Annotated in this window: 12 protein-coding genes and 1 other RNA gene; 12 read left to right on the top strand and 1 reads right to left on the bottom strand. The window is 50.9% G+C overall.

Translation table 11 applies throughout. The annotated features are described in order from the left end of the window. Nucleotides 1-91: 91 nt before the first annotated feature. The 7 genes from OO017_RS16425 (at nucleotide 92) to OO017_RS16395 (ending at nucleotide 9210) form a co-directional block, all read left to right on the top strand. Nucleotides 92-1201 carry a glycosyltransferase family 4 protein gene (locus OO017_RS16425; RefSeq protein WP_266053784.1) on the top strand — a complete coding sequence of 370 codons (1110 nt, stop codon included), beginning with the start codon at nucleotides 92-94 and terminating at the stop codon, nucleotides 1199-1201. Nucleotides 1202-1330: 129 nt separating this feature from the next. Then, complete coding sequence (locus OO017_RS16420) at nucleotides 1331-2704, top strand: undecaprenyl-phosphate glucose phosphotransferase (protein WP_266053783.1); 1374 nt, start codon at nucleotides 1331-1333, stop codon at nucleotides 2702-2704. A gap of 92 nt (nucleotides 2705-2796) precedes the next feature. Continuing rightward, nucleotides 2797-4191 (top strand): histidine--tRNA ligase, encoded by a 1395-nt coding sequence (gene hisS / locus OO017_RS16415; RefSeq protein WP_266053782.1) that lies wholly within the window; start codon nucleotides 2797-2799, stop codon nucleotides 4189-4191. A gap of 5 nt (nucleotides 4192-4196) precedes the next feature. Continuing rightward, complete coding sequence (hutH, locus tag OO017_RS16410) at nucleotides 4197-5687, top strand: histidine ammonia-lyase (RefSeq protein WP_266053781.1); 1491 nt, start codon at nucleotides 4197-4199, stop codon at nucleotides 5685-5687. A gap of 124 nt (nucleotides 5688-5811) precedes the next feature. Continuing rightward, nucleotides 5812-7740: a T9SS type B sorting domain-containing protein gene (locus OO017_RS16405; RefSeq protein WP_266053780.1), complete on the top strand. Its 1929-nt coding sequence runs from the start codon at nucleotides 5812-5814 to the stop codon at nucleotides 7738-7740. A gap of 122 nt (nucleotides 7741-7862) precedes the next feature. Further along, nucleotides 7863-8198: a YbaB/EbfC family nucleoid-associated protein gene (locus OO017_RS16400; RefSeq protein ID WP_266053779.1), complete on the top strand. Its 336-nt coding sequence runs from the start codon at nucleotides 7863-7865 to the stop codon at nucleotides 8196-8198. Then, nucleotides 8188-9210 (top strand): glycosyltransferase family 2 protein, encoded by a 1023-nt coding sequence (locus OO017_RS16395; protein ID WP_266053778.1) that lies wholly within the window; start codon nucleotides 8188-8190, stop codon nucleotides 9208-9210. The genes OO017_RS16400 and OO017_RS16395 overlap by 11 nt, the downstream gene beginning before the upstream one ends. Here OO017_RS16395 and OO017_RS16390 read toward each other — a convergent pair. Then, complete coding sequence (locus tag OO017_RS16390; RefSeq protein ID WP_266053777.1) at nucleotides 9205-9423, bottom strand: PspC domain-containing protein; 219 nt, start codon at nucleotides 9421-9423, stop codon at nucleotides 9205-9207. The two genes, OO017_RS16395 and OO017_RS16390, sit on opposite strands and share 6 nt — an antisense overlap. A gap of 138 nt (nucleotides 9424-9561) precedes the next feature. On the opposite strand from OO017_RS16390, the gene OO017_RS16385 reads away from it, so the two are divergent. The 5 genes from OO017_RS16385 to rnpB all read left to right on the top strand — a co-directional run bounded on the left by OO017_RS16385 (nucleotide 9562) and on the right by rnpB (nucleotide 15539). Beyond that, on the top strand, nucleotides 9562-11343 hold the full coding sequence (locus tag OO017_RS16385; protein WP_266053776.1) for a tetratricopeptide repeat protein: 1782 nt from the start codon (nucleotides 9562-9564) through the stop codon (nucleotides 11341-11343). A gap of 88 nt (nucleotides 11344-11431) precedes the next feature. Beyond that, the gene (locus OO017_RS16380) at nucleotides 11432-12415 is read left to right on the top strand and encodes a pyruvate dehydrogenase complex E1 component subunit beta (protein WP_266053775.1); all 984 of its coding nucleotides are present in this window, start codon (nucleotides 11432-11434) and stop codon (nucleotides 12413-12415) included. Between the two features lie 641 nt (nucleotides 12416-13056). Beyond that, a complete protein-coding gene (locus OO017_RS16375; protein ID WP_266053774.1) occupies nucleotides 13057-13956 on the top strand; it encodes a DUF2279 domain-containing protein in 900 nt (299 codons plus the stop codon). 104 nt (nucleotides 13957-14060) lie between these two features. Then, on the top strand, nucleotides 14061-15014 hold the full coding sequence (locus OO017_RS16370; protein ID WP_266053773.1) for a Smr/MutS family protein: 954 nt from the start codon (nucleotides 14061-14063) through the stop codon (nucleotides 15012-15014). A 141-nt stretch (nucleotides 15015-15155) separates the two neighbouring features. Beyond that, nucleotides 15156-15539: RNase P RNA component class A (gene rnpB, locus OO017_RS16365), an RNA gene on the top strand. Nucleotides 15540-16139 lie beyond the last annotated feature (600 nt).

Here is a 16139-nt window from a genome sequence, read left to right as displayed (position 1 = left end):
CCAATCCTTTTGATTTTTAGTATTTATCATTAAAGTAAAGTGCCCTGCCGAAAAACCAGGGCTTCTTCTTATTTTACCAAAATATCTAATAGTGAAAGTAGCCATAGTACACGAGTGGTTTGTAGATTACGCAGGATCGGAGCGTGTGGTAGAGCAACTGCTGCAGGTATACCCTGAGGCTGACCTGTTCTCAGTGATCGACTTCATGCCTGATCACCTCAGAAAACACATACTGAACAAAAGAGCCAACACTACTTTTATTCAGAAACTGCCATTCGCACGTAAGCACTACAGAAATTACCTGGCGCTGATGCCTTTAGCCATCGAACAACTAGATGTGTCGGCATACGATGTGGTTATATCGAGTAGCCATGCTGTGGCTAAAGGGGTAATCACCCATGCCGGTCAGGTGCATATTTGCTATTGCCACTCTCCTATTCGTTATGCCTGGGACCTGTACCACCAGTACCTCCGCGAATCTGGTCTTAATAAGGGGCTAAAAGGTTTACTTGCCAAATCGATCCTACACTACATGCGGATGTGGGACTATACAACTGCTAACAGGCCCGATCATTTTATCGCAAACTCGTCCTACATAGCGCGCCGCATCAAAAAGGTATATAATAGAGAAGCTTCCATTATTTACCCTCCTGTAGATGTTGATAGTTTCAGCATTTCTATGGCAAAAGAGGATTTCTATTTGACAGCATCGCGGCTGGTGCCTTACAAAAAGGTTGATATGATTGTAGAGACTTTTGCACAGCTGCCCGACAAGAAACTCGTTGTGATAGGCGATGGACCCGACTTTAATAAAATAAAGGCTAAAGTTAGGAGCAATATCGTGTTTATGGGCTACCAGCCATTTGAGGTACTTAAAACACACATGCAAAAGGCACGGGCCTTTATTTTCGCTGCAGAGGAAGATTTTGGGATTATACCTGTGGAGGCGCAGGCATGCGGAACACCAGTGATTGCCTTTGGCAAAGGGGGAGCATGTGAGACTGTAATAGAGGGTGTTACAGGAATTCTATATAAGGAGCAGCACGTGCGTTCTCTTGTAAATGCAATATACGAATTTGAGTCCCGCATCACAGATTTCGCCCCATCGGTTATCAGGAAAAACGCAGAAAGGTTCAGTTCAGAAGCTTTTAAGACCAAGATGTCAGAATTCGTTAAAGAATCATACCACAAAACAAACTAGTACTTACATACCCCAGTTTTGATGCGGAGCGCGCTGAAACCTTTATTAGTTTATAAGATTAGCTTCTGAAGTTTAGAGTCCTCGGCAGGAACTTAGTATATTTACCCACTGTCTCAACTGACAAACCTGATGATAGGCCGCTATTCGAAATATATAAAGCTGATTCACATTCTGGGTGATGTAGGAGCAATTGCCTTATCCATAGGTGTTGCCTTTACTCTTTCCTCTACCAGGATCACACAGTCGTTGTTTTTGTTCTCGCTACTGTTTTCCTTAACAGGCTGGTTTATATGCACTACGCTGCTAGGTACCTATAAGATTTACCGTGTTACTACCCGAATTCGGGTTGTGGTTACAGCCCTCAAGGCCATACTGCTATACCTGGTGCTCATGGAAGCAGGCTTGAATATCACGGGTACAGATATTATCTCAAGGCAGGTACTTCTAAATCATTATATTGTTTTGGCTGTCCTTGTGGTTTTATGGAGGGTTGTAGTTACTACAGCGCTTAGGGTCTACAGAAGGAAAGGCTACAACTTACGCAAAGTCATTATTGCAGGGCACAATGAAATGGCTCTGGAACTGGAGCATTTCTTTAAGCGGCACCCTGAATTTGGTTATAAGTTCCTTGGCTTTTTCCATAATAAAGAGAAAACACACGGCAGCTACAAAGGAAAGGTGGCTGATATTGAGCAGTTCGTATTAAACAACGAAGTACACGAGGTTTACTGTTGCCCGTTTGAGCTAGAAAAGGATGAAATCACACAACTGCTAAGCTTTGCCGATGATAACCTACTGCGCGTAAAATTTTTGCCAGAACCAGGGAGTTACACCCATCAGCAGCTAAAAATTGATTTCTACGATGTTGTTCCGGTCCTGATTGTTCGATCCATTCCTCTTGATGATGTCATAAATAAGTTCTTCAAAAGAGCGTTCGATATTTTTTTCTCGCTTACAGTAGTGGTTCTACTTCTGTCATGGCTGCTACCGATACTGGCTCTCCTCATTAGGATCAATTCTAAAGGACCAATATTTTTCAGGCAGGTGCGTTCTGGGATGGACAACAAGACATTCAGGTGCCTAAAGCTAAGAACAATGTATGTCAATACAGAAGCCAACTCTCAACTTGCCCGCAGGGGCGACTCCAGGATCACCCCCATTGGTGCTTTCCTCCGTAAAACCAGCCTCGATGAGCTTCCTCAGTTCTTTAATGTTTTGTTTGGGCAAATGTCTATCGTGGGTCCACGCCCTCACATGCTTAAGGCTGATGAGGAGTATGCTATGGTAGCAGAGAAGTATAAAGTGAGGCACTTTGTAAAGCCAGGTATCACAGGCTTGTCGCAGGTGCGGGGCTACCGAGGAGACACAACTGAGAACTATCAGATCCGTGGGCGTGTAAAGCTTGATATCTTTTACCTTGAGAACTGGTCTTTCTTCCTGGACCTGAAGATAATCTTCTACACTGTTTACAACGTGATAAGGGGCGACAAGCACGCTTTTTAATTACTTCTGAGCCATCTCTTTCACCTCAAACTGTATCTCCCCTCCCACCTTTGCTCCACTTTTAGTAACTTCGCCGGCAAACCTGCAAAAGCATGAGCAAAGAGAAACCATCTATACCGAAAGGAACAAGAGATTTTGGCCCGGCTGTCGTGGCCAAACGGAACTATATTTTTGGCATCATCCGCCGCACCTTCGAGAAGTTTGGCTACCTGCCCCTCGAAACTCCTGCCATGGAGCAACTGTCGGTGCTGACTGGCAAGTATGGCGATGAGGGCGACCAGCTGATCTTCAAGATCCTTAACTCAGGGGATTTCCTGGCTAAGACTAAGCCAGAGGATGTGGAGCAGGGCTACAAGCATCTGACCCGAAAGATCTCAGAGAAAGCACTGCGCTACGACCTGACTGTGCCCTTTGCCCGGTTTGTGGTGATGAACCGCAACGAGATTACCTTCCCGTTCAAGCGGTACCAGATTCAGCCTGTTTGGCGGGCCGACCGTCCGCAGAAAGGCCGCTACCGCGAGTTTTACCAGTGCGATGCCGACGTGGTGGGCACCAACTCGCTGCTGTGCGAGGCTGAGATCGTGCAGATGATCAACGGGGCTCTGACTGATCTAGGGTTAACTGACTTCACCATCAAAATAAACCACCGTGGCGTGCTGGCAGGGATTGCTGAGGCCATTGACGAAAAAGGGCGCGAAGGCGACATCTGCGTAGCCATCGACAAGCTGGACAAAATAGGCCAAGAGGGCGTACGCAAGGAGCTGCTGGAGCGTGGGATAACAGTAGATGCTGTTAACAAGTTAGAGCCGCTCTATGACCTGAACGGCAGCAACGAAGAGAAACTGGCGCAACTCCAAAGTATACTTGGCAACACAGCAGAGGGCGAGCGCGGCCTGAACGACCTTCGTGAAGTATGGGCATACCTGCAAGGGCTGCAAAGCAAGGCGCTAACGGCCGAGAACCCATCCGGGGAGCCGCGCCTGATGCTGGACGTGACCCTGGCCCGTGGCCTCTCCTACTACACCGGCTGCATTTTCGAGGTGAAGGTGAATAATGTAAGTATGGGCAGCATCAGTGGCGGAGGCCGGTATGATAACCTGACAGGCATGTTCGGGTTGCCGGGCGTTTCGGGTGTAGGCTTCTCATTCGGGGTCGATCGGATTTACGATGTACTGGAAGAGCTGCAACTGTTCCCGGAGAGCAGCCAGCAGAGTACTACTGCCCTTATTGTGCAGTTCGATAAGGACTCCGAGATGTATGCCTTACCAGTGCTGCAGCAACTGCGCGATGCCGGTATTAGTGCTGAATTGTACCCGGAGGCAGCCAAGCTGAAGAAGCAGATGGGCTATGCCGATCAAAAGAACATCCCATATGTGATCCTGATCGGCTCTGAGGAAATGGCATCCGGGAAGCTGAAACTGCGTGACATGAAACGCGGAGAGCAGCATGACCTGACAATAGAGGAAATCATCACGCAACTGAAATAACGTAAATGGCCCAGGTACACCACATCTCCAGCCAGCACCTGACGCTGGAGCTTATCGGCACGATCCTAAATGAGAATTATACTTTGGCACTGTCGGAACAGGCGGAGGAGCGCATTGTGCGTTGCCACGAGTATCTGCAGCAGAAAATTACAGGAACACACCGCAGCATTTACGGGATAAATACCGGCTTCGGCTCACTCTACGACAAGAAAATCTCCCCTGAGGACCTGGAGCAACTACAACGCAACCTGATGATGTCGCATGCCTGCGGAACCGGCGACGAGGTGCCGCAAGAGGTGGTGAAACTCATGTTGCTGCTCAAGATCCAGTCGCTGGCCTATGGGCATAGCGGTGTGCAACTGCAGACAGTAAAGCGCCTGATCGACTTCTATAACCGCGATGTGTACCCGGTGGTGTACCAGCAAGGCTCATTAGGGGCGAGCGGCGACCTGGCTCCGCTGGCGCACCTGTGTCTGCCGCTCATCGGTTTGGGCGAGGTATACTTCCAGGGAATGAAGCTGGAGAGCCGCCATGTGCTGGAAATGTTCAGCTGGGAACCAATTGCCCTGAAGGCGAAGGAAGGTCTTGCCCTCCTGAACGGCACCCAGTTTATGAGCGCCTACGGTGTACATAACCTATTGATGGCCAAACGACTGTCAAAACAAGCCGATTTGGTTAGTGCTTTGTCGCTGGATGCTTATGACGGACGCATAGAGCCATTTAACCAGCTTATCCACCAGGTAAGGCCGCACCAGGGGCAGCTGCAAACCGCAGAAGTAATGAGAAACCTGCTGGCAGGAAGCCAGCTGATTGAGCAGGAGAAGCAGCATGTGCAGGACCCCTACTCCTTCCGTTGCATTCCGCAGGTACACGGTGCTTCTAAAGACGCTCTGAACTACGTGGAGCAGGTTTTCCTGACAGAGATTAATGCCGTAACCGACAATCCAAACATTTTCCCGGAGGAGGACGAGATCATATCCGGGGGCAACTTCCACGGTCAGCCACTGGCGCTGGCGCTCGACTTTATGGCAATAGCCGTGGCCGAGCTAGGCAGTATATCAGAGCGCAGAACTTACCAATTAATATCCGGACAGCGCGGCCTGCCGGCTTTCCTGGTGGCGGAGCCGGGGCTCAATTCCGGCTTTATGATCAGCCAGTACACGGCAGCCTCCATCGTGAGCCAGAGCAAGCAGCTTTGTACACCGGCCTCTGTGGATACCATACCATCCTCCCATAACCAGGAAGACCACGTGAGTATGGGTGCCAATGCCGCTACCAAGGCTTACCAGGTGGTGCACAACACGGAGCGTGTATTGGCCATCGAACTAATGAATGCCGCTCAGGCCATGGACTTCCGCAGGCCACTGCAGACCTCGGAGCCGCTGGAGCAACTGGTAAAGGTATACCGGGAACAGGTGCCGTTCGTCTCCACAGACCGTGTGCTGCACCACGACATCAAGCAAAGCATTAGCTTCCTCAGGCTTTATACTTTGTAAATCATACTTTTAAAGTATAAAAAGCCTCTGCCATGGTTGTGGCAGAGGCTTTTCTTTTGCTGGCCGCTAAACTTTTGTGCCGTACTTTTATTAATTTAATCGTAAAGCCAATACAAAAGAGAGTTTGAGATACCTGCTTACCATATGGTTTATACTTTTAGCCACCGCTTGCTGGGCGCAGGATGAAAAGTGCATAGCAGCGCTAAACGCAGCCGGCGAGGAAACAGAAGTGCTTTGCGTGGGCCAGGAAGTAACCTTTAAGGATTGCTATGACAAGGTTGATGACGATAAGGAGTACTATGTGTTTGATTACAAAGGAGAGTCGCCCATTCCCACTCCCTCATCCACAAACAAGAAACATACTTACACAGCACCCGGCAGGTATAAAGTCTTGCAGATAGCCAATTATGGCAGCACCTCTACTGACACCGTTTCAAGAGTTTTCGAGGTAAAAGCAGCACCCGAGCCCGTTTTTACCACCCAAAGCTGTGCCAGTGGTGCTGTTTCCTTCACCATCACCAACCCGGAGTATGATGTTTATACTTTCGATTTTGGAGACGGAACAACACAGCAGACCGACGGCAGCAGCACCATCACCCATACTTATAGTTCTCAGGGGAGTTTCACCGTAACACTTACCGGCAGCTACAATGGCGCCACCTGCCAGGGCATAAGTTCGCAAAGCGTCTCCACACTTCCTGTGCTGGACAGAGAAAACCCAACACAGATAGAGAAACTGACCGTGCTGGAACAGGCAGAAAATGGAAGCATACAACTGGAGTTGTCGGGGCTGGTGCCCGGTTACGCTTATACCATAGAGCAGTACACTGGCGATTTCAGGCAGCCATACATTGAGATTGGTGTTGTACAGGATGTTACTGGTGCTACACTTACTCAAACCATCAGAGATGTGAACACTGTAGATGGTACCTGGTACCTAGCTCGCCCAGTGGATGCCTGCGGAGAGGTTTCAATCAACTCGAATGTTATTAGTGGTATTTCGCTGAATGCGCAGACGGACGAAGAGCAGGCGCAGCTTAATTGGGAATATTCACCAGACTTCAGCGCCTTTGAGGTATACCGCAACGGCACCCTGCTTCAAACCTTGCCCGGCACCACCTCCGCATTCACCGACAATGAAGTTACCTGCGGCCAGACCTACAGCTATTACGTAGTGGGCACAGGCAACGATCCGCAGGGCGACCGCTATACTTCTGTATCCGCCACGCGTGATGCTGAGGTAACTTCCACTGCCGTACCTGCCGCGCCATACTTACTATCCAGCTTTAACCTGAGCAACCAGGTGGAACTTACGCTGCAGCTGCCCGAGGGCGAAACAGTAAGCGTAGCAACCATCGAGAAAAGTATAAAGGGTGGCCCCTACCAGCAGTTGGCGCAGACACAGCAGACAAATATATTGGATGAAAGTATAAACGGACAGCCTGTTTGCTACCGCAGCACCTTCACAAACGTTTGCGGCAACACATCGCCTGCCAGCAACATCACCTGCCCTATTATACTTGAGGCCGAACGGCAGACAGACGGAAGCATAAACCTCAGCTGGTCGGCATTCACCGGTTTTCCGGATGGTGTGGGACAGTATAGTGTAGAGCTGCTGGACGAGAACGGTACCCTTGTTACCAGCTACCCCGCCACCGGCCGCACCTTCACAGATCAAACCCTGAGCAACGACCTTCCTGTGTTGCGCTACCGCATCAAGGCAATGTCTCAGAATGGCACCGGTGTTTCGTTCTCTAATATGGTGGAGATAGAGCAAGACGCGCTGGTGTATATCCCGAGTGCCTTTACACCGAACGGGGACGGTCTGAATGACGTCTTCGAGATACAGGGCAAGTTCTTCAGCGGCTATACGTTGCGCGTGTTTAACCGCTCCGGCAGCGTTGTTTATGAAGGCACTGAGGCTGACGCCGCCTGGGACGGAACGGACAACGGCCGCGAAGCGCCTGCAGGAGCCTACGCTTACACAATCTCCTTCCAGACCAGTTTCGGCACTACTAAAAAGAGAACCGGCACCATTACGCTTCTGCGCTAGCATTCCTCTTTTCAGCCATTCCGCTAAAGTATAAACCGCTTAAAAAAGAGTGCTTATATTTGTAAGCATAAACCGATAACCGAACGTTATACTTCGTACACACACCTATAAAGGAGAAAACTATGTTTGATATGATGGGCATGATGGGCAAGATTAAGGAAGCTCAGGCCAAAATGAAGGAAGCACAGGAGAAACTGAAAGACGTAACCGTAACCGCTGAGTCGGGTGCGGGACTAGTAAAGGCCACGGTTAACGGCCAACGCCAGCTCCTGAAAATAGAGATCGATGAGTCGATCTTGAATGCGGATGACCGTGAAATGGTTAATGATTTAGTTGTAGCAGCTGTGAACAACGCCATGCTGACCGCTGGCGAACGGGCACAGGAAGAAATGCGCAAGCACACCGAAGGCCTTATCCCGAACATACCCGGCTTAGACCTCGGCAGCTTTGGACTATAACCCGGCCCACACGGCCGTTGTTATCCTTAACTGGAACGGTCTGAAGCATTTACAACAGTTCCTGCCATCGGTTGTGGCTAATAGCGGCAATGCCGAGATAATTGTGGCTGACAACGCCTCTACCGATGGCTCTGTTGCCTTTCTGCAGGAGCACTTCCCGCAGGTGCGCCTTATCCTGCTATCCGAGAATTTCGGATTTTGCGAAGGCTACAACAAAGCGCTGCAGCAGGTGCAGGCCAAGTACTTCGTGCTGCTAAACTCCGATGTGGAAGTACCGCCCGGTTGGACCGAGCCGATCATCGGGCTGATGGAGCAGGACCAAAGTATAGCGGTTTGCCAACCGAAGATCCTCGCGCAGCAGCACCCCGGCTTTTTTGAGTATGCCGGCGCAGGCGGAGGTATGCTGGATGTACTGGCATATCCTTTTTGCCGTGGCCGCCTGTTCGAGACGCTGGAGGAGGACAAAGGACAGTACGATGATGTGCAGGAGGTTTTCTGGGCTACGGGTGCCTGTATGTTTGTGCGGGCCGATGTTTACCAGCAGCTTGGTGGCCTGGAGCCTGCTTTCTTCGCCCACATGGAGGAGATTGACTTTTGCTGGCGCGCCAAGAACACAGGCTATAAGGTAATGTACAATGGCCACAGCCGCGTATATCATGTGGGCGGCGGCACACTGCATAAGTCAAACCCAAGAAAAACGTACTTGAACTTTCGTAACGGACTGGCGCTGCTTTACAAGAATACACCTTCCCGCGAGTTAGTGGCCTCAATGGCGCTGCGCCTACTACTGGATTGGGTAGCTGCCTTAAGAATGGTGTTGGCAGGCCAGAACAGAGACGCCAGGGCCGTGCTGGATGCCCACGCAGATCTGCTCCGAAACAGTGCCTACTGGCGCCGCCGCAGAAGAGAGCAGCAACCCAAAGGCAATTTCCCTTACATCACGGGCGTTTACAAAGGCAGTATCGTGTGGCAATATTTTATCCGGCAGAAACGGACGGTGCAGGAGCTATAGGTCCCAAACCGTGCTGCGTTCCCGGCGCAGGTGCTTGCTTACGTTCATCCAGAAGGCCAGCATCAGGTAAATGAGCACAGGGGAGCCCATCGTAAGGAAAGAGACATAGATGAACGTGAGGCGGATGCTGCTGGAGGCAAAGCCCAGCTTCTCCCCTAGCATCGTGCACACACCAAAAGCCTGTGATTCGATAAAGTACTGAAGCCGTTTCATGATCATCTGATTTAAATTCTAAATTATACTTTGTTCCTCAAACATCAAAATCTTATGACGCCTGGGAAGTATAACAATAAACGTGAAAACATAGTTTGTGGTGTACCTTACCTTTACGGCATCTGAAAAAAACAGGACATGCAACAGTACAAAAAAAACAGAACCCTACTCCTTCTCCTTACAGTTTCTCTTGGCGTTGGCGGCTCGGGCTGCACCCTGCAGCGCATGGTTAAAACCGCCGAAAAGCACCAGCAGGTTACTGTGGTGCCTGCCCCGCTGGTAACGAATGGGGAGCGCGTAAACTTTGAACTGAAGGCGCAGGTGCCGGAAAAACTAATTCGGGACAAAGAAGTGTACAAACTCGATGTATACTATGAGTACGGCAATGAGAAGCGCGAAAATATCGGCACATACAGTTTTGAATTCGGGGAGTTCCTTTACGAAGACCAGAAGCCTACCATCATAAAAGAGCTGTCTTTCCCTTATGCTCCGGAAAAATCCAGTGGCCGCCTGATGGTGCAGGGGCGAGCCATAGACAAGGAAGACAACAACATAGCTTATACCGACCCCAAACAAGTTACCACAGGCCTTAACACCACGCCCCTGCTGTTGGTGCGAAACAACGAGTTCTCTTACACAGCAGATAAGTATATAGAAGAGGCTGACAGCACCGGCAAACTTATATTCTACTTCGAGCAGAACCAGTCGAAGCTGGATGACCTTTCGGACGGCAAGCTGCAGGTACTGGAGCAGTATGCCCTGGATAACGTGCCTTCTCAAAAGATAAAAATAACGGGCATGCGCGCCCCGGGCGAGAAAAACAACAACCTGGCCCATAAGCGCGCGCAGACACTGGAAAACCATTACCGCCAGAAGATGAAGGCGCTGGACTACAGCGGCAAAAAAGTTGAGATTGCAACCGCAGTGCAGGAGAACATGCTGGAATTGCTGCAGCAGAAACTGGAAGCTACCGCCCTGCCTAAAGCACAGAAGCAGGAGGTGCTGGCTATACTTCAGGGGGAGCAGAATGAACAGGAGAAACTGCAGGCGCTGCAGCAAGCAGAAGCATTTCCATACTTGCAGAAGTATGTATACCCAAGCCTGCAGGCCGCCCAGGTAGAGTTTAACTACAACCGCAGCCGCCGCCCAGACTATGAACTGTACGTTATGGCCCAGCGCATCGCCAACGAGGAAGTGGATGCCGATGAACTGACGGAGGAGGAATTGCAGCATGCCGCCACCCTCACCCCACTTTTGGCCGAGAAGCGCAAACTCTATGAAGCTGCCGTTAAAACTACCGATAAATGGCCAGCCTATTATAACCTGGGCGTGGTGTATAAGGAGATGGCCCGCAAAGACTATCGCCCTGCCGCTAAAAAAGCCTTGCTGGAGAAAGCAATTGCTAACTTAAAGTTTGCCGGCTACCGCAACCCAACTGCTAAAGTGTACTACAGCCTCGCCAGTGCCTATCACCAATTGGGTAAGTACGAAGAGGCGTTGGAGAACTATAACTATGCCGTTAGCTTAGGCGGAGAAGAAGTGCTGCTGCAGTCAATTTTCGCGGATAAGGCAGCACTGGAGATTGAAACCGGCAGATACAATGAGGCTATCGAAAGTCTGAAGTATGCCGGCGACAGTTACCAGACCAACATGAACCTGGGCCTGAGCTACCTGCTGAAGGAGAACTACGAAGGCGCTGAGGAGTTTTACCTGAACGCGCTGGAGCAAAAGCCAGACGATGCCCTGGCCTACTACAGCCTGGCCATACTTGGTGCCCGCACCGGGGACGAGGAAAAGCTGCAGCAGGGCTTGCGCCGCGCCGTAAACGCTGACAATAGCTTTATGCAAAAAGCCATCAACGACATGGAATTTGAGGCTTACCGCAAGAAGCAGTCCTATAAAGATGCGCTGATTCGTTAAGTTTGGAGCGCAGAAAACACGGGAGTACATTGTAATTTGACAGAGTTCTCTTAATTTTACCTGCTGAACCGAGAATTAAACATCTTATATGCGAAGTATACAGTTTAGAGAAGCCCTGCGCGAAGCGATGTCGGAGGAGATGCGCCGCGACAAGAGCGTGTTTCTGATGGGCGAGGAAGTTGCCGAGTACAACGGAGCTTACAAAGTGAGCCAAGGCATGCTGGACGAGTTTGGTCCGGAGCGTGTGATCGATACCCCAATCGCCGAGCTGGGTTTTGCCGGTATCGGTGTGGGTGCTGCCATGAACGGCCTGCGCCCGATCATCGAGTTCATGACCTTTAACTTCTCGCTGGTTGCCATCGACCAGGTGATCAACTCTGCCGCTAAGCTGATGTCCATGTCAGGTGGGCAATACGGTGCCCCAATGGTGTTCCGTGGCCCTACCGGTAGCGCCGGTATGCTGTCTTCGCAGCACTCGCAGAACTTCGAGAACTGGTATGCCAACACGCCTGGTCTAAAAGTAATTGTTCCATCAAACCCTTACGATGCAAAAGGCCTGCTGAAGTCTGCCATCCGCGACAACGACCCGGTGATCTTCATGGAGTCGGAGCAGATGTACGGCGACAAAGGCGAGGTTCCGGAGGAAGAGTACACTATTCCGATCGGTGTAGCCGACATCAAGCGCGAAGGTTCTGACGTGACCATCGTTTCTTTTGGCAAGATGATGAAAGTAGCCCTGGCAGCTGCCGAAGAACTGGCCGAAGACGGTATTAACGCCGAGGTAATCGACCTGCGCACCGTTCGCCCTATCGACTACAAAACACTGGTAGAGTCTGTGAAGAAGACAAACCGCATGGTGGTTGTAGAAGAGGCATGGCCACTGGCTTCCATCTCTGCCGAGCTGGCGTACCACATCCAGAGCAACGCGTTCGATTACATGGATGCTCCGGTAAAGCGTGTTACCTGCCGCGACGTGCCGCTTCCTTACGCCCCTACCCTGATCGAGGCATCACTGCCAAATGTAGAGCGTACGATAGAGGCTGTTAAATCAGTAATGTACAAGAAAGCATAAATATAAATGCTTTAAGGTATAAAAAGCGGCGGAGCAGAAATGTTTCGCCGCTTTTGTTTTAATCCCCTGTCAGAATCAGGATTTGCAGGATAAGACAATATAGAGGGGCCCCTCCCCCAAAACAGGGGAGGAAGCTCTGCAGTACCGGATCCAACCACCCCTGCCCCTCAGAGCTAAGCTCGCTACCTTCGAACTCACGTTCTCGGTAGTCTAAGGAGGGGAATTTACCTCACCCCAGCCCTCTCCTTTTCTCGAGGGCCCCTACCCCCAAAACAGGAGAGGGAGTACTGCTCAGGCTCCGTCAGCGGTGGCTACCAAACTAGATTCCAGTCCGTGGGTTGAGCGCCTTGTATTGATGCGGTGCCCGGAGGGCAGCCTGCAGCGTAGCGATGGCAGCTTCAATACACCGCGCGATGCCCATATCGAGGGCCCCTACCCCCAGGACGAGGTCTTCCGACCTGGAGGACACCACAGCAGGAAGTGGAACAATAGTTTTAGAAGACTCAGGATCAGCAGAAGCTAGAAAAGATAGTTTGTATCAGGATGATGAAAGCAGCAGCTATGAGAGTATAGACAAACCCTATGACTCCCCTACCAGCAAATACTAACCAGATAAACCGAATATCCCTATCTTTGCCCCGATGCGCCAGCGACTTATACTTCACCTCCTGCTCCTGCTGCTTTGCCTGCCCCGGCTAAGTATGGCTCAAGTGCAGCCCGATACAACTAAGGTAAGCAACAAACGTCTGCTGGTGCTGGGTTCAGCTTTCGGGGTAGGCTATACTTCCCTGCTGATCTCCCTTAACAAAGCTTGGTACTCCGAAGAAGAGCGCACTGATTTTCATTGGTTTGACGACAACAAGCAATGGAAACAGGTGGATAAAGCGGGGCATTTCTGGGGTGCCTTTCACCAAAGCCGGGCAGGTATCGACATGCTGCGCTGGGCAGGCATGCCGGAGAAAAAAGCCATATTTTACGGCGGACTTACAGGTATACTTCTGCAAACTCCGATCGAAATTTTTGATGGGTATCAAGCTGATTATGGCGCCTCTGTGGGTGATGTAGTGGCCAATACAGTTGGCTCTGCCGGTGTGGTGGCGCAGGAGCTGGCCTGGCAGGAAGTGCGCATCATGCCTAAATATTCTTTTCATACTACCCGCTACGCCGATATGCGCCCCAATGTGCTCGGCAGTAACCTGGGAGAGCAGGCACTGAAAGATTACAACGGCCAAACCTACTGGCTTTCGGTGAATGTAGGTGCCTTTCTGAACGAAGAAAGCAAGTACCCGAAGTGGCTGAATATTGCCGTAGGCTACGGTGCGCAGGAAATGGTCTACAACGATCCGGAGGCTAACGCCGCCGCGGGGCTGGATGCGCACCGCCAGTTCTACCTCAGCCCCGACCTCAACCTGATGCACTTCAAAGGCCGCAACAAAGTATGGAACACCGCCCTATACGTGCTCAGCATCATCAAAGTGCCTGCCCCTGCATTGGAGTATAACCGGAAAAACGGTTTTAAACTGCACCCGTTGTACTTCTAAGTCCGCCTCCCCTGCCCAAAGATTCGTATCTTTGTGTATCCTGTTCGATCGTTCATACTTTATAAAGAACGATTGATCAACAACCCATAACGAACAAAGAAACCATGAACGTAGGAGACCGTGTGCGCCTGATGTCCGGCCGTGAGGAAGGCATTATTACGCGCCTTTTGGATAATAATCTGGTAGAAGTAGCCATCGATAACGACTTTACCATACCTGTTGCCCGCCGCGAGGTGGTGGTGATCGCCGCTGAGGAGCAAAAGTATATGCGCCAGGACGAAACCACCATACAGCCAAGCAAACGTAAAGAGCCTGCCGCGCCGGTTTTGGCGGCACAAGGGGTGTACCTGGCGCTGGTGCACCAGTCGGAGGAGTTGTTGGCGGTAACCATGGTAAATAACTCGGATTACGATGTGCTGTTTACCAGCGGTGAGGAGCGCGAGAAGAATTACCGCGGGCTGCAGAACGACAAGCTGGCTCCAAAAGCAACCCGCGTGATAACACATTACCACCTGAAGGAGTTCGAAAAATGGCCAAACCTGCTGATCCAGTTCATTCAGCATCGCAATGGCAGCCCTACCATCTTCGAACCGGTTGTAAAGCGGGTGCAGTTTAAGGCCAGTTCTTTTTACAAGAGTAAGCGCACTGCGCCTGTGCTCAACAAAGAGGCCTACCTGTTCCAGCTCGATCAGAAGCCTGTTTCCGTTAATCCTGATAAGATAAAAGAGCAGCTCGAAGAAGCGGCGCAAAACCACGAAACCTACAAACTTACTGCGCCCGAGCACGAAGTGGACCTGCACATTGAGAAACTGGTGGACGACCACAGCGGCATGAGCAACAGCGCCATCATTAAAACACAATTGGAGCGCTTCCAGGATGCGCTGGACAGGGCCATGGCCACCAACATGCACGAGATCGTGTTCATACACGGGGCCGGTAACGGCGTGCTTCGCAAGGAACTACAGAAAATACTGAGCCGCACCCCCGGCATCAAATTCTTCGAAGACGCCCGCAAAGAAAAATTCGGTTACGGCGCCACGTTGGTGAGACTGAAATAAGTTAGAGAGTTTGGGTGTTTAGGAGTTAGAGACTCCAGAAATCTGTTCTTAACATCTAAACTCTCTATCTCCCCAACTCTTTAACTCTATCCGAACCTCCGGTTCGGTAATTGTGTTATCTTTGTGCAAAGCAAAATATCAACGGCAAGTCGTCTTATCGCTGCCCTTTTGGGGAGAGGAAAGTCCGGGCAACACAGAGCATCCTACTTCCTAACGGGAAGGGTCCTGCGCAAGCGGGATACAGCCAGTGCCACAGAAAATTACCGCCTCAAGCAATTGAGGTAAGGGTGAAAAGGTGCGGTAAGAGCGCACCAGCGGCTGGGTGACCAGTCCGGCTGGGTAAACCTTAGGAGTTGAAAGACCAAATAGGCTGACAGCGCCTCGCTTCGGCGGGGCTAAGGGCTGCTCGTCCGATGTCAGTGGGTAGGTCGATGGAGCCTGTGCGCGAGTGCAGGCCTAGATAAATGATAAGACGCACGCCTTCGGGCGTAGCGACAGAACCCGGCTTATAGGCTTGTCGTTGATGTTTTGTTTTATACTTTCCTGGCGCAGGTTTCTGCTTGTGCCTTTATACTTTGGGCCGCTGCTTTCTTCAGTTTGGCACAAGCTATCGTTTCTAGTCTCCGTTTATCCGCAGTCTTACTTATCTATCGTTTCATCTCCGGCTATGATGCCATCAAGGCCGGAGGCCTCGTTTTCCCGCATCGCGCGGTGTTCCCTTCTTTTGCTACCCTTAGGTCGCAATGCCGCTTTGCGGCACCGGAATCTCAAAAGGCGCTCAACGGAAAGACTGGGATCAGTTCTCGATAGCCACTCCTTCCCTGTCATTTCGAGCAGCGCGAGAAATCTGGAGAATGCCCACGTTACTGGTTCAGCCAGATCTCTCCCTGAAGGTCGTGATGACAATTGGACTGAGGTAGTTGCGTTAAACCAAGTCCCCCTTTGAAGGGGGTAGGGGGATGTTAATCGTCTTTGAAAACTTCCTCTCCTGTTCTTAGGAGAGGGTTGGGGTGAGGTAAACTCACCTGCTTTGACTAACGAGAACGTGAGTTTGAAGGCAGCGAGCATAGCTCTGAGGGCAGGGGTGGTCGGAAATTCCCCTCCTCTGGACTAGCCAAAACGGGA

It is taken from the genome of Pontibacter anaerobius (genome assembly GCF_026241195.1).
Taxonomy (GTDB): Bacteria; Bacteroidota; Bacteroidia; order Cytophagales; family Hymenobacteraceae; genus Pontibacter; species Pontibacter anaerobius.
The sequence above is the reverse complement of the archived record's forward strand: the minus strand, read 5'-3'. Positions and strand labels throughout refer to the sequence as shown.